The organism is Streptomyces sp. NRRL F-525, assembly GCF_000716605.1.
In the GTDB taxonomy this organism is placed as follows: domain Bacteria; phylum Actinomycetota; class Actinomycetes; order Streptomycetales; family Streptomycetaceae; genus Streptomyces.
The window spans coordinates 168,990-182,109 of the sequence record NZ_JNXE01000017.1; the positions used below are offsets into that span (position 1 = coordinate 168,990).

At 69.5% G+C, this 13,120-nt stretch carries 11 protein-coding genes; 1 reads left to right on the plus strand and 10 read right to left on the minus strand.

All coding sequences use genetic code 11. The annotated features are described in order from the left end of the window. Positions 1 to 69: 69 nt before the first annotated feature. The 7 genes from OO69_RS50330 to OO69_RS25095 form a co-directional block, all read right to left on the minus strand. Positions 70 to 996, minus strand: coding sequence for a sugar phosphate isomerase/epimerase family protein (locus OO69_RS50330; protein WP_078652558.1), 927 nt, complete (start codon positions 994 to 996; stop codon positions 70 to 72). Further along, complete coding sequence (locus OO69_RS25070; RefSeq protein WP_033283009.1) at positions 993 to 1,604, minus strand: nucleoside deaminase; 612 nt, start codon at positions 1,602 to 1,604, stop codon at positions 993 to 995. Before OO69_RS25070 ends, OO69_RS50330 begins: the two co-directional genes overlap by 4 nt. Before the next feature lie 48 nt (positions 1,605 to 1,652). Further along, a complete protein-coding gene (locus OO69_RS25075; protein ID WP_033283010.1) occupies positions 1,653 to 3,179 on the minus strand; it encodes a GMC oxidoreductase in 1,527 nt (508 codons plus the stop codon). Between the two features lie 34 nt (positions 3,180 to 3,213). Beyond that, entirely contained in the window at positions 3,214 to 4,344 is a 1,131-nt protein-coding gene (locus OO69_RS25080; RefSeq protein WP_199811020.1) for an ROK family transcriptional regulator, read from the minus strand. Positions 4,345 to 4,423: 79 nt separating this feature from the next. Beyond that, on the minus strand, positions 4,424 to 5,311 hold the full coding sequence (locus OO69_RS25085) for a carbohydrate ABC transporter permease (protein WP_033283012.1): 888 nt from the start codon (positions 5,309 to 5,311) through the stop codon (positions 4,424 to 4,426). Then, positions 5,308 to 6,219 (minus strand): carbohydrate ABC transporter permease, encoded by a 912-nt coding sequence (locus tag OO69_RS25090; RefSeq protein ID WP_033283013.1) that lies wholly within the window; start codon positions 6,217 to 6,219, stop codon positions 5,308 to 5,310. The genes OO69_RS25085 and OO69_RS25090 overlap by 4 nt, the downstream gene beginning before the upstream one ends. Before the next feature lie 7 nt (positions 6,220 to 6,226). Then, on the minus strand, positions 6,227 to 7,531 hold the full coding sequence (locus OO69_RS25095; protein ID WP_033283014.1) for an extracellular solute-binding protein: 1,305 nt from the start codon (positions 7,529 to 7,531) through the stop codon (positions 6,227 to 6,229). A 449-nt stretch (positions 7,532 to 7,980) separates the two neighbouring features. Between OO69_RS25095 and OO69_RS25100 the strand changes: the two genes are divergently transcribed. Continuing rightward, positions 7,981 to 10,164, plus strand: a complete 2,184-nt coding sequence (locus OO69_RS25100) for a M4 family metallopeptidase (protein ID WP_033283015.1) — start codon at positions 7,981 to 7,983, stop codon at positions 10,162 to 10,164. Between the two features lie 61 nt (positions 10,165 to 10,225). Here the strand turns inward: OO69_RS25100 and OO69_RS25105 are convergent, their stop codons facing one another. The 3 genes from OO69_RS25105 to OO69_RS25115 form a co-directional block, all read right to left on the minus strand. Next, positions 10,226 to 11,362 (minus strand): glycoside hydrolase family 64 protein, encoded by a 1,137-nt coding sequence (locus tag OO69_RS25105; protein ID WP_051801194.1) that lies wholly within the window; start codon positions 11,360 to 11,362, stop codon positions 10,226 to 10,228. A 216-nt stretch (positions 11,363 to 11,578) separates the two neighbouring features. After that, entirely contained in the window at positions 11,579 to 12,334 is a 756-nt protein-coding gene (locus OO69_RS25110) for a dienelactone hydrolase family protein (protein ID WP_033283017.1), read from the minus strand. A gap of 123 nt (positions 12,335 to 12,457) precedes the next feature. Beyond that, the gene (locus OO69_RS25115) at positions 12,458 to 13,078 is read right to left on the minus strand and encodes an L-threonylcarbamoyladenylate synthase (RefSeq protein ID WP_033283018.1); all 621 of its coding nucleotides are present in this window, start codon (positions 13,076 to 13,078) and stop codon (positions 12,458 to 12,460) included. Positions 13,079 to 13,120 lie beyond the last annotated feature (42 nt).

The window sequence follows — 13,120 nt, forward strand, 5'->3', positions numbered from 1 at the left end:
CACGGCACCCCTGCGCGCCAAGATCCTGCACAGCCTCGACGAGCTTCCGTCACACCGCGGCGACACCGGTCACGGCAGCACCGACGACGCCACCGCCCGCCCCGCCAGCAACGCGGCGACCGGATCGGCCGCCTCGTCCAGTTCGATGAGCACCGTGTCGGCGCCTGGCGTACGGGACATCACGTCGGCCCAGCCCTTCCAGTCGACGATGCCCGAGCCCAACTCGGCCATGTAGGGCCGCTGTTGGGCGAAGACGGTCTCGTCGATGGTGAGTTCCACGTCGATGGGTCTGACCGCGTCCTTCCAGTGCGCCAGCGCGACGCGTTGCGCGTGACGGCGTGCCACGGCCACCGGATCGCCTCCGCCGAGCGCGATGTGGCAGGAGTCGGGGCACAGCCAGACGTAGCGCGGATCCGTGAAGGCCATGAACAGGTCGATGTCGCGCTCGTACCAGAGCGTGCTGTTGGACTCCGTGTGGACGGCGAGCCGCACGCCCTGCCGGGAGACGGCCTCGCCCACCGCGTGCGCGATGTCGGCCATGCGGGTCATGTACGGGGCGTCGACGAAGAGGGGCGGGTGGGTCCCGAACGTCGTGCGCATGGGGAGCCCGGTGACGAGGAGTTCGGCCCCCACGTCGACGAGGAAGGCGGCGCGTCGTTCGGCGTCGGCGACGATCGCGGGCAGGTTGTCCGGGTCCAGCCAGTCGGGGCTGTCCTCCCCGGCGACGAACGCGCTCACGACGGCCAGCCCACGGCCCACCAGCTCGCGCCGGAAGCCCTGCGCGCTGCCGAACGCCCGTAGCGCCGACTCGATGTCGCCCGGCGTGAAGGTGAGTTCGATGCCCGTGACGCCGGCCTCGTCCAGCGCGTCCATCACCCGCTCCCAGAACTGCTCGGGATGCACCAACGCCCACGCGCGTACCGCGTCCGCGGAGGGGAGACCCCAGAAGTCCGGGTGGTAGAAGGTGACGACGTCGGTCGCAAAACGCGGGGTCACTCGGCACCTCCGCGCGCGTTGTAGACGACGACACCGTCCGCCTCGTCGACGGCCTCGCGGTAGTTCCGGAACACGGTCAGCGCCTCGTCCCGGAGCACATCTCCTACGACCTCGATGCCCCGCGCCTCGAACTGCTCGGCCCAGTCCGCGCCGAGCGGGCCCTCGTCGAACGTGGTGATCTCCTCCAGCTCCGGACCCTCGCCCGCGACCACCAGACCGCGCACCCCGGACCACAGGGCGGCGCCGTAACACTGCACGCAGGGGCGCCAGTTGACGACGAGTTCGTGGGTCGGGAGGCCGGTGGCGCCCAAGTCCCAGCCGCCCGTGGCCACTTGGGCCAGGCCAAGGGCCATGACCTCCGCGTGTGCGCTGGAGACTCCGGAGGCGAGCACGACGTTCACGCCCACCGAGACGATCCGGCCGGTGTCGCGCTCGGCGACGAGGGCCGCGAACGGACCGCCGTTCCCCTCACGCCAGTTGCGGTCCGCGAGCCGGTGCACGAGGCGCATCCGGTCCTCGCGGCCGGGGACGACGGCGGGCACGTCGGCCAGCTCGTCGTCGATCCACGCAGGCAGCGCCACGCGGTATTCCTTCACGATGTCGATCACGTTCGGACATCCTTCATGTTCGGGCTTCCTTCACGTTCGGGCTTCCTCTCAGCGCGCGGCGAGCGGCGTGGTGCGGGTGGTGACGGCCCGGGCGGTCCGTACGGCCGTCACCGCACCGGTCAGCGTCACGTTGGCGGCCATCGGTGTGGGGATCACACCGGTACCGGCGACGTACAGGTTGTCGTACCCCCACACCCGGCCGTCCGGGTCGCACACGCTGGTCCCGTCGTCGGCGGTGCCCGAGCGGACGGTGCCGGTCAGGTGCAGGGATGAACCGGGCGGGAGCAGGGCGAGTTCGGTCGCGGGGTCGAAGGGGCCGAACTCCTCGGCCAGTGAACGGACTTCGGCCAGTCCCCGGTCGATCAGCGCACGATCGGTGTCCGTGTAGGCGAACTCGACGCCGATGCGAGGCAGTCCGGCGAGGTCGGTCTCCAACTCCGAGAAGACCAGCCGGTGTTCGGGGCGCGACTCGACCGGGATGAGCAGCGACAGGCCTATGGCGTGCGCGAGGGGGCGGCCGTGCTCGTCGACGTACGTCCGGTTCATGATCTGGCCGTGGAACGGCTGGGCCGAACCGTTCTGCGGCAGCCACAGCGAGTCCGTGCTGAACTCGCCGGTGCGCGGGAGCGGCAGGTCGTCGATGTCGATCCCGAACCGGTCGAGATCCAGGAGGACTTGGGCGGTGATGAACGCGTGCTCGTTGAGGTAACGGCCCAGCGCTTCGGGGCGGATGCCCGAGGCGAACAGCAGTTGCGGGGTGCGCAGGGCGTCGGCGCACACGATCACGGTGTCCGCGTGGAGTTCGGTCTCCGTGCCGTCGGTGACGCGGCGCAGCCGGGCACCGGTGACCCGGCCGTCCGCGACGAGCAACCGGGTCGCAAGGGTCCCCGTGAGCAGCGTGAACGTCGGGTCGCCGCCCGTCGCGATCGCAGGGAAGATCGTGCCCGGCGCCGTGCGTGGCATGGGGCCCGAGTCCGTCGCCGTGACGGCCATGGGCATCGGCTGCGGCCGTCGGTCGGCGGGTGCGGTGTCGTCGTAGCGGCGGCGCAGGACGTCCAGGACGGTCCGGCCGACTGCGGTCGGGCCGATGGGGGAGGGGGAGACAGCGAGGAGGCGGCGCGCTGTGTCCAAGTCGGCGTCCCAGCGGGCCGGGTCGCCGAAGTCGAAGACCTCGGGTCCGGCCGGCCACGGCGTCGCGGCGGTCCAGTGGACGCCCATGCCGCCGGCGTTCCACGCGAGCGCGGTCGCGGGCATCGCCTCGGCGTCCTCGCCGAAGGCCAGCGCGTGGAACATGCCGGGCGTCAGACCGGCCAGGCTGTCCGCGACCTCGCGCACGACCTCGGCGCCCGTGTACATGCCCTGGATACCGGACTCGACCCGCTCGTTGTACCGCGACCAGACGGCCGGATCGGAGACATCGTGCAGGTGCAGTCCGGGCGTTTCACCGATCGCGCTGCCGCCGTCGACCATCGTGATGCCCAGCCCCGGATCGCTCTCCCGCAGCAGCCGGGCCACCACGGAGCCCATGATGCCGCTGCCCACGATGAGGACGTCGGTGTGCGGGGTGTCGGTCACAGGGAGGCTCCAAAGTCGTGTGCTGTGGGGGGAGTTAAGAGCTGGGGACCAGCGGTCCGAACAACTCGGTGTCCATGCGGTCGAGGGCCAGTTTCACCGCGCCGATCAGCGCGGCGTCGCGGCCCAGGCCGGTGGCGCGCAGTTCGATCGCGGGGGTCCGGGCGACGCGCATCGCCTCGCGCACCCGGGGGAGCAGCACATCGGCCGCGTCCTCCAGACCGCCGCCGAGCACGATGAGCGAGGGCGCGACCGTCCACGACAGGGTGGTGAGGATGGAGGTGATGTTCTCGACGAACTCGTCGACCTCGGCGAGCGCGTGAGCGTCTCCGGCCCGGGCGGCGTCGAAGCGTTCCCGCGCCACCTCGCGTTGCGCCGCCTCCGGTGAACTCAGCAGGGCCACAGGACGGTCCTGGACCGTGCCGGTCGGGATCGACCGCGCCTCGACGATCTCGCCCGCCGCGCCGTCGAGGCCCCGGTGCACGGCCCCTCGGATCAGGATGCCGAGGCCGGTCCGGTTGCCGAGGATCGCCCACACCACGTTGTCGTGGTCACCGGCCACACCTCGCCAACGCTCCGCCAGCGCACCGAGGTTGGAGTCGTTGTCCGCGAACCACGGCACCCCAATGCGCCGCCCGAGCTCCTTGGGCAGATGCACGCCCTCCCAGCGCGTGGTGTGCACGAGCCGTCGTACGACCCCTTCGTCGTCGATGGCGCCACCGCCCGCGACCGCCCCCGCGCGCAGCCGGTCGAGCGATCCGCCCGCGTCGTCGAGTGCCTCCCGGACCAGGGCCGCCGCGTCGTCGAGCGTGGCCTGGGGGTCCTGGTAGGCGCGCAGTGGGCGGTGCGCCCGGCCGACGATACGGCCGCGTACGTCGGCGATCACGGCCGAGGCGTCGGCGGTGTTGATGTAGACGGCCGCCAACAGGGCGTGTTCCGCGCGCAGTTCGTACCGTCGGGCCGGTCGTCCGGCCGAGCCGCTGGTCGGGATCCGCTCCAACTCGGCCACCCAGCCCGCCTCGACGAGCGAGTCCAGGATCAGCTCGATCGTACGGCGGGACAGTCCGGCCCGCTCGGCGAGCGCGGTGAGCGTCGTGGGCCCCGCGGACACCGCGAGCGCGCGCAGGACGACCGAGGTGTTGACGCGCCGCACGGCGCTCTGGTTCATCCCCGACATCAACACCCCTTCGCCTCCTCGGACTTGCCCCGTGCGACGAGCGTGAACCCACAGGTCTCGGTCACTCGCGTCACCGCATCCCCGATCCGGCGATGCCCTGCACGAAGTACCGCTGCAGGAACAGGAAGAGCACGAGGACCGGCAGCATCACGACGATCGCGCCGGCGAGGACCAGACCGTAGTCGGTGACGTGCTGGGCCGCCTGGCTGGTGGCGGCGAGGCCGACCGGGAGGGTGTAACTCGCCGTGGTCTGGGCGACGATGAGCGGCCAGATGAAGTTGTTCCACGAGTTCAGGAACGACATGATCGTGATCGTCGCGACCGCGGGACCGGCCAGCGGCAGGAAGATCCGGAAGAAGATCCGGAACTCGCCCGCGCCGTCGATGCGTGCCGCCTCCAGCAACTCGTCGGGCACCGACTGCGCGTACTGCCGCATGATGAACACCGAGAGCGGCAGCGCCACACCGGGCAGCGCGATCCCGGTGAGGGTGTCGGCGAGACCCATGTCGACGGTGATCACGAACTGGGTGACGAACACCGTTGTGAACGGCACCATCATCGCCGCCATCACCGCCCCGAACGCGAGCCGCTTGCCCGCGAACTCCAGCTTGGCCAGGGCGTATCCGGCCGCCGAGGCCGCCACGATGTTGCCGATCACCACCATGAGGGCGACCAGGACACTGTTGGTGAGGAAGCGCCCGAAGCCCTCGGTCCGGAACAGCCGGACGAAATTGTCGAGCGTGACGTGCCGCGGCAGCCACGCGCCCGGGTCGGAGCGGATCTCGTCGAGACCGCGCAGCGAACCGCTGAGCACCCAGAAGAAGGGCAGCAGCGTGAGCAGCGCGCACAGCACCAGCGCGCCGTAGAGCAGGGGGCGGCCGACGGACCGGGGGCGGAGAGCGATCCGGTCGGTGGCGGTGAGCTCGGTGTCCTTCAAGGACGCGGTGACGGCGGTCATGTGCGCGGCCTCAGCAGTCGGAACTGGACGACACTCACCAGCAGTACGAGCAGCAGCATCACGAACGACGCGGCCGAGGACATGCCCAGCTGGCCGGACCCGAACTGGTGGTAGGTGTACAGCGATACGGACTCGGTCGACCCCAACGGGCCGCCGTCCGTGAGGAGATAGGGCTCGTCGAAGACCTGGAGGTAGAAGACGGTCAGCAGGACCGACACCATGAGGGTGGTGGGCAGCAGCAGGGGGAGCGTGATGTGCCTCAACTGCCGCCAGCGGCCTGCCCCGTCGAGTGCGGCGGCCTCGTACACGTCCTCCGGTACGGCCTGCAGCCCGGCGAGGAAGAGAACCATCGCGGTGCCGAAGTTCCGCCAGACGCCGAGCAGGATCACCACGGGCATCGCGAGGTGCGGATCGTCCAGCCAGTTCGGCCCGGCGAGACCGACGTAGCCCAGCGCCTTGTTGACGGTGCCGCCCGCGTTGAAGGCGTACTGCCAGATCAGCGCGACCGCCACGACGTTGCTGACGACCGGCGCGAAGAAGACCGTACGGAACACCCCGCGCAGCCGCCGGATCCCGGAGTTCAGCGCGACCGCCAGCGCGAAGCCGATCGCCATCGTCAGCGGCACACCGACGGCGACGAAGACGCCGGTGTTCAGGATGTCCCGCAGGAAGGTCGGGTCCTGGAACAGACGCAGGTAGTTGTCCAGGCCGGTGAAGTCGACCGCGAGCGGGTGGCGCAGGTCCGAGCCCCGCAGGTCGGTCAGGCTGAAGCCGAGCGCGGCCACCGTGGGGATCGCGGTGTAGAGCAGGAACACGACGGCGAACGGCGCGAGGAACAGCCAAGCCACCGCCGTACGACGGGAGTTGCGTGCCCGGCGCCGCGCTCCCGGGACGAGCGTGGTGGTCATCCGCGGCTCACTCCGCGCCCGTGCCGAGGCTCTTGGCGTACGCCTGGATGCTCGCGGCGGCCTTCTCCGCGGTCTGTGTGCCCTTCGCGACGGTCTCCATCTCCTTGCCCAGCCGGGTGGCGACCTGCTGCCAAGTGCCCACCTGGGGAAAGGCCTTGGTGTTCTTCAGCTGGGTGAGGAAGGCGTCGAGGAGCGGCTGCTTCTTGACGGCCGGGGCGTCCCAGGCGGAGACCACCGCGGGCAGCGAGCCGTACGCCGAGTACTGCGCGACCTGTGTGCTGGGCTTCGAGACGTAGCGGACGAACTTCCACGACGCGTCCGTGTTCCCACTGTCCGCGAGGACGCCCCAAGTGCCCCCGGCGGAGAAGGAGACGCTGCCCGAGGAACCGGCCGGCAGAGGAGCCGTGGCGACATGGGCCGCCGTCCAGCCGGTCTTCTTCGCGGCGGTGTCGAGCTGCCCGAGCACCCATGGACCGGTGATCATCGTGGCCGTCTTGCCGGACACGAAGTAGGGCTGCGCGTCGAGGAAGGTGGGCGTCGCGGTGTCGGCCGAACCCGAGGTGAAGAACGACGCGTTGTACTTCAGGGCGTCGACCATCTCCGGTGTGTCGAGGGTCCAACTCCCGCCGGACGAGAGGAGGTTGCCGCCCGCCTGCCAGGCGTACATCGCGACGTCCTGGCCGTTGAAGATGTCCCAGCCGTTGTCCGCCCCGAGGCCGTGCACGGCTCCGGCGCCCTTCAACGCCTTGAAGAACGGCACCATTTCGGCCCAGGTGGTGGGTACCGTGACGCCCGCCTTCTTGGCGAGGTCGGCGCGGTAGACGAGGGCGTACGTGTAGGCGTACCAGGGCACCGTGTAGGCGACGTCCTTGACCAGGCCCGCGTCCCAGAGGCTCGTGAAGAAGGCGCCGGAGTCGACCAGTCCGTCCGGCACCGGCCGGAGGATCGACGGGTCGAGGAACTGCGCCTGCGACTCGGGGAAGAACTGGGCCACATCGGGGCCCTTGCCCGCCGCGATCGCCGCCTGGAGCTTCGTGTAGTACTCGGAGTTCGGTATCAGCGTGAACTTCACGGTGACGTCCGGGTTCGCGGCCTTGAAGGGCTTGATCACCTTGTCGAGGACATCGGCGTCGCCCTGGGCGGCCCAGACGCTGACGGTACCGGTGGCCGGCTTGTCGTCGATCGACTTGGCCGTGGCTTTCGCGGTGGCGGTCGCGGTGTCGCCGCGCCCACAGCCCGCGAGGGCCAGGGTGCCGAGCAGGGCGGTGCCGGCGGACAGTCTGAGGACGCCGCGGCGGGAGGGATCGGACACTCGGGGGCTCCTGTCTCATGGGGCGCTGAGGACAGTGGAGGGAATTCCGGAACCCCGCCGTTTTCGGGTTCCGGGATTTTCGGGGAAAGCAGCGTTATCGGTCCGACGGCCGTAATGCGGCTGATGGGACCTCTGTGGCTGACTGCGACGTTAGGAAGGGTCTGTTTCGCCGGCGTGGCTCGGCCGTCACGAATAATTTCGGAACTTGTAGCGAAATCCCTGACAGAGGGAAAACCCTTGAGTGCCCCTGACCTGCGTGACATGGACGGGTCAATGCTGCCATTCTCCACGCACCACCCCCACGGATCCTCCACGGATCGGTCAAGGTTCGGTCGGTCCCGCACAGCTCAGCTCTTCCCGGACAGCAGACCCGGCTGTCCGGTCTGTCACCGGCCGCGCCCGCGGCCGTCGCAGGAGGAGTACGAGTGAGACGCATTCCCCGTAAGCGGATGGCAGTTGGAGCCCTGGTCTCCACCGCCGCCTTCCTGGCCGTCGGCATCCAGTCGGTGCCCGCGACCGCGAAGCCCGCCTCCCCCCACCCGAGTCCGCTGCTCACCGGAAGCCTGGAGGCGAAGCTCACCCCGGCCCAGCGCTCCGCCCTGGTGAAGAGCGCCACCCAGAACAGCACGGCGACCGCGCGCACCCTCGGCCTCGGCGCCAAGGAGAAGCTGGTCGTCAAGGACGTCGTCAAGGACAACGACGGCACCGTCCACACCCGCTACGAGCGCACGTACGCCGGTCTTCCCGTCCTCGGCGGCGACCTCGTGGTGCACACCCCGCCCGCCGCCGAGGCGACCGGGACCGTGAGCGCCACCTTCAACAACAAGCACACCCTGACGGTCCCCTCGACCACCGCGTCCGTCGCCAAGTCGGCCGCCGAGACCAAGGCCCTGACGACCGCGAAGGCCCTCGACGCCAAGGCGCCGAGCACCGACAGCGCCCGCAAGGTCATCTGGGCCGGCACCGGCACTCCCAAGCTCGCCTGGGAGACGGTCGTCGGCGGGTTCCAGGACGACGGCACCCCCAGCCAGCTGCACGTCATCACCGACGCCACCACCGGCAAGGAACTCTCCCGCTTCGAGGGCATCCAGACCGGCACGGGCAACACCCAGTACAGCGGCACGGTCTCGCTGAGCACCACGCTGTCGGGTTCGACGTACCAGCTGTACGACACCACGCGCGGCGGCCACAAGACGTACAGCCTCAACAACGCCACGTCGGGCACCGGCACCCTGATGACCGACGCGGACGACGTGTGGGGCACCGGCGCCGGCTCCAACACCCAGACCGCGGGCGCCGACGCGGCCTACGGCGCCCAGGAGACCTGGGATTTCTACAAGAACACCTTCGGCCGCAGCGGCATCAAGAACGACGGCGTCGCCGCCTACTCGCGCGTCCACTACAGCACGGCGTACGTCAACGCCTTCTGGGACGACAGCTGCTTCTGCATGACGTACGGCGACGGCAGCGGCAGCACCCACGCGCTGACCTCGCTGGACGTGGCCGGGCACGAGATGAGCCACGGCGTCACCTCCAACACCGCCGGGCTCAACTACACCGGTGAATCAGGCGGGTTGAACGAGGCGACCTCCGACATCTTCGGCACGGGCGTCGAGTTCTACGCCAACAACAGCAGCGACGTCGGCGACTACCTCATCGGCGAGAAGATCGACATCAACGGCGACGGCACGCCGCTGCGTTACATGGACAAGCCGAGCAAGGACGGCGGCTCCGCGGACAGTACGACGTACATGACGTCCAGCACCAACTACGCTTCCGCCCGCACCGCCGCGCTCAGTGCCGCCGGTGCCCTGTACGGCACAACGTCCGCGCAGTACGCGGGAGTCGGCAACGCCTTCGCGGGCATCAACGTCGGCAGCCACATCACCGTGCCGACCAGCGGTGTCACGGTGACCAACCCGGGCAGCCAGTCCTCGACCGTCGGCACGGCGGTGAGCCTGCAGGTCTCGGCCAGCTCCACCAACAGCGGCTCGCTGACGTACGCGGCGACCGGACTGCCGGCCGGTCTGTCGATCAGCAGCTCCACGGGCGCCATCACCGGCACCCCGACGACCGCGGGCACCTACAGCTCCACCGTGACCGTCACCGACAGCACGGGAGCGACGGGGACCGCGTCCTTCACCTGGACCGTGAGTTCCAGCGGCGGGGGCGGCAGTTGCACCTCGACGCAGTTGCTGGGCAACCCGGGCTTCGAGTCGGGCGCCACCACCTGGACCGCGACCAGCGGGGTCATCACCACCGACACCGGTGAGGCGGCCCGCACCGGTTCGTACAAGGCCTGGCTCGACGGCTACGGCTCGACCCACACCGACACGCTGTCCCAGTCGGTGACCGTCCCGAGCGGCTGCACGGGGACGACGTTCACCTTCTACATCCACGTCGACACGGCTGAGACCACCACCAGCACGGCTTACGACAAGCTGACGGTCACCGCCGGATCGACCACCCTCGCCACCTACTCCAACCTCAACGCGGCCACCGGGTACGTCGCGAAGTCCTTCAGCCTGTCGGCCTTCGCGGGCACCACGGTCGCCCTGAAGTTCAGCGGAGTCGAGGACTCCTCGCTCCAGACCAGCTTCGTCATCGACGACACCGCCGTCACGACCAGCTGATCAGTCCGTAAGTCCGGCACCCCGCACGCGCCCCCAGGCGTGCGGGGTGTTCCGGTCTCTCTCAGCTCAGCGGGTCCAGCGTCAGATAGGCCTGCTGCGGGTTCCCGTCGTTGACGAGGGACTCCTGGGCGCCGACGTCGTCGAACGCGAACGCGTACGCCTTGCCGTCGGCCATCTGCGCGTGGATCTTGCGCGCGTACTGGTTGGTCACCGTGTCCACGTAGAAGTTCGCCGTGGTGGTGTCCGGCTGGTTGGGGTTGACCAGGAGCGTGGACCGGTTGAAGCCTGCGCACAGCGTGCGCGAAATCGGGCCGCGCACAAGGTCGTTGGGGGCGTCGAGGTACTTGTAGCAGCCGAAGATGCTGGCCGCGTCCGGCTTCTGGAAGGTCGTGACGACCGCCCCGGAGCTGTTGGTGAAGTTCATGACGTTGCCCGACACCCGGCCGTAGTACTTCGTGTTCGGCTGGTCGGCGAACGGCGTCACGGTCAGCGTCGACGACGAGTACTTCGACCAGACACGGTTGATGTAGTCGTCCATCACCGTGCTCGGCAGGGCGCCCGTCTCGATCCCGTACGTCGGTGAGAGCGCTCGCAGAACCGTGCCGTCGGACCGGGTCTGGATCAGGTTGGCCCAGCCGCCCGGCTGTCCGCGCAGCGCGTTGAAGAAGTTGGTGTAGCCACCCGACTTGAGATGCCCGGTGGTCGCCGTGGACCCGTCGGACCGCTGCACCCCGACCGCGTACGGCGCGGAGAACATGTCCACCTGGGTGCTGTTGATCCACAGTCCGGAGTCGTTGAGCGTGTACTCGGACCAGTTGAAGAGGATGTTGCGGTTCGGGTCCGTCGGGTTCTGCACGGCCGGCTGCACCAGACCGCCGGTGGTCAGCTTGAACACCAGCTTCTGGCCGTACGAGAAGTAGAGGCGGCCCGAGAACTTGGGGATCCGGATGGTCGTGGACTGCCCCGACGCGGGACCCGCGATCGACGCGTCCGGCGCCGGAGTGGGCGGGTTGCCCCCGGCCGGCCACGCGTGGAACGTGCCGTTGGCGTCGGCCCAGCCCTGTTGGCCGGTGGTCAGGTTGGTGCCCAGGTCGTAGATGTAGACCGCGTCGCCGCGGCCCGAGTTGTTGGTGATCTTCAGCGGGATCGTGGCGGGCACCGCGGCGTCCGCCGTCACCGGTGTGGCCAGCGCGATCATCGTGGCCACCGCGGTCGCGGAGCCCAGTCGACGCAGGAGTCTGGCGAGCACTACTCACCTCCGTGTGGGGGGTGTACGAAAAATTGGTCCGTACCTGTGTGAGAGCGCTCTCAGGGTCGCGCCGAGGCGCGGGCATGTCAATGAGTTGAACGAAAGGTGCCCACGGCAACTCGCGCCGTGGGCACCTGGATTGAATCAGTGAAAGCGGTCCGACGGTCAGAACGTACGGTCCAGCAGGTCGAGCAGCGCGACCCAGTGACGCTCGTCGGCCTCCGCGTTGTACGAGGAGGTGTCTGCCTGCGTGTAGCCGTGCTGCGCGCCCGCGTAGACCTCGCAGCGGTGCCGGACACCGGCCGCGGTGAGCGCGTCCTCGAACCGCTTGATCTGCTCCTCGGGCAGCGAGGAGTCCTGGTCGGCGTGGCCGAAGTACAGCTCTGCGGTGATGTGTTCGGCGGCCAGGTGCGGGCTGTTCGGGTCGTCCGTGGCCAGCCGTCCGCCGTGGAAACCGGCCGCGGCCGCCACCCGGTCCGGGTAGGCACCGGCGGTGTACAGCGCGAGCCGGGCGCCCAGGCAGTACCCGGTGATCGCGACCGGTCCGTCCGCGACGAACGGGGACTCGGCCAGCCAGCGCAGGTACGCGCCGGCGTCCCGCTCGACGAGGTCGGGCGTCAGGCTCATGAGCAGCGGGCCGACCTTCTCGAAGATCTCCGGTCGCTCGTGCGGGTCGATGAACTCGGGCAGCTCCACCACCGGCGCGCGACCGTGCCGGTAGAACACGTTCGGCACCAGGACCGTGTAACCGGCCTCGGCCAGCCGGTCGGCCATCGACTCGAGGTGGGGGCGGAGCCCGAAGGCGTCCTGGTAGAGCAGCACGGCCGGACGGGGACTCTCGTCACCGGGATGCACCAGATAGGCGTCCGCGATGCCGTCCTCGGTGGGGATGTCCACGGCTGTGCCCTGTACGGCGGTCATGGTGGGGGTGCCTCCCTGCGGATGGGCACCGGGCCGACAGCCGGCCCGGCGCGGCGTGTTCCGATCATCGTGGCACGCCTGCCCACGGCCCCTCCGCCGGGGTCACCCGAAGCGGAACCGGGGTCACTCGAAGCGGGAGACGTCCCCCGCGCCCTTGCGGACGATCTCGGCCTCGCCGTTCGAGAAGTCGATGACGGTCGTCGGTTCCGTGCCGCAGTCCCCGGAGTCGACCACCGCGTCCACCACGTGGTCGAGCTGGTCCTTGATCTCCCAGCCCTGGGTCATCGGCTCCTCCTCGTCGGGCAGGAGGAGGGTGCTGGACAGCAGCGGCTCGCCCAGCTCGGCCAGCAGCGCCTGGGTGACGACGTGGTCGGGGATGCGCACGCCCACGGTCTTCTTCTTCGCGTGCAGCAGCTGGCGCGGCACCTCCTTCGTCGCCGGGAGGATGAAGGTGTAACTCCCGGGCGTGGAGGCCTTGATGGCGCGGAACACGTCGTTGTCGATGTGCACGAACTGGCCCAGCTGGGCGAAGTTCTGACACACCAGCGTGAAGTGGTGCCGGTCGTTCAGATGCCGGATCGTCTTGATCCGCTCCATGCCGTCACGGTTGCCCAGCTGACAGCCCAGCGCGTAGCAGGAGTCGGTCGGGTACGCGATCAGCGCACCCGAGCGGACACTGTCCGCGACCTGGGAGATGGTGCGGGGCTGCGGATTGTCCGGATGCACGTCGAAGTACTTGGCCACCCGCCGAGCTTATGCCGTGCCCGCGCGGGTCGCCGCGCGGGC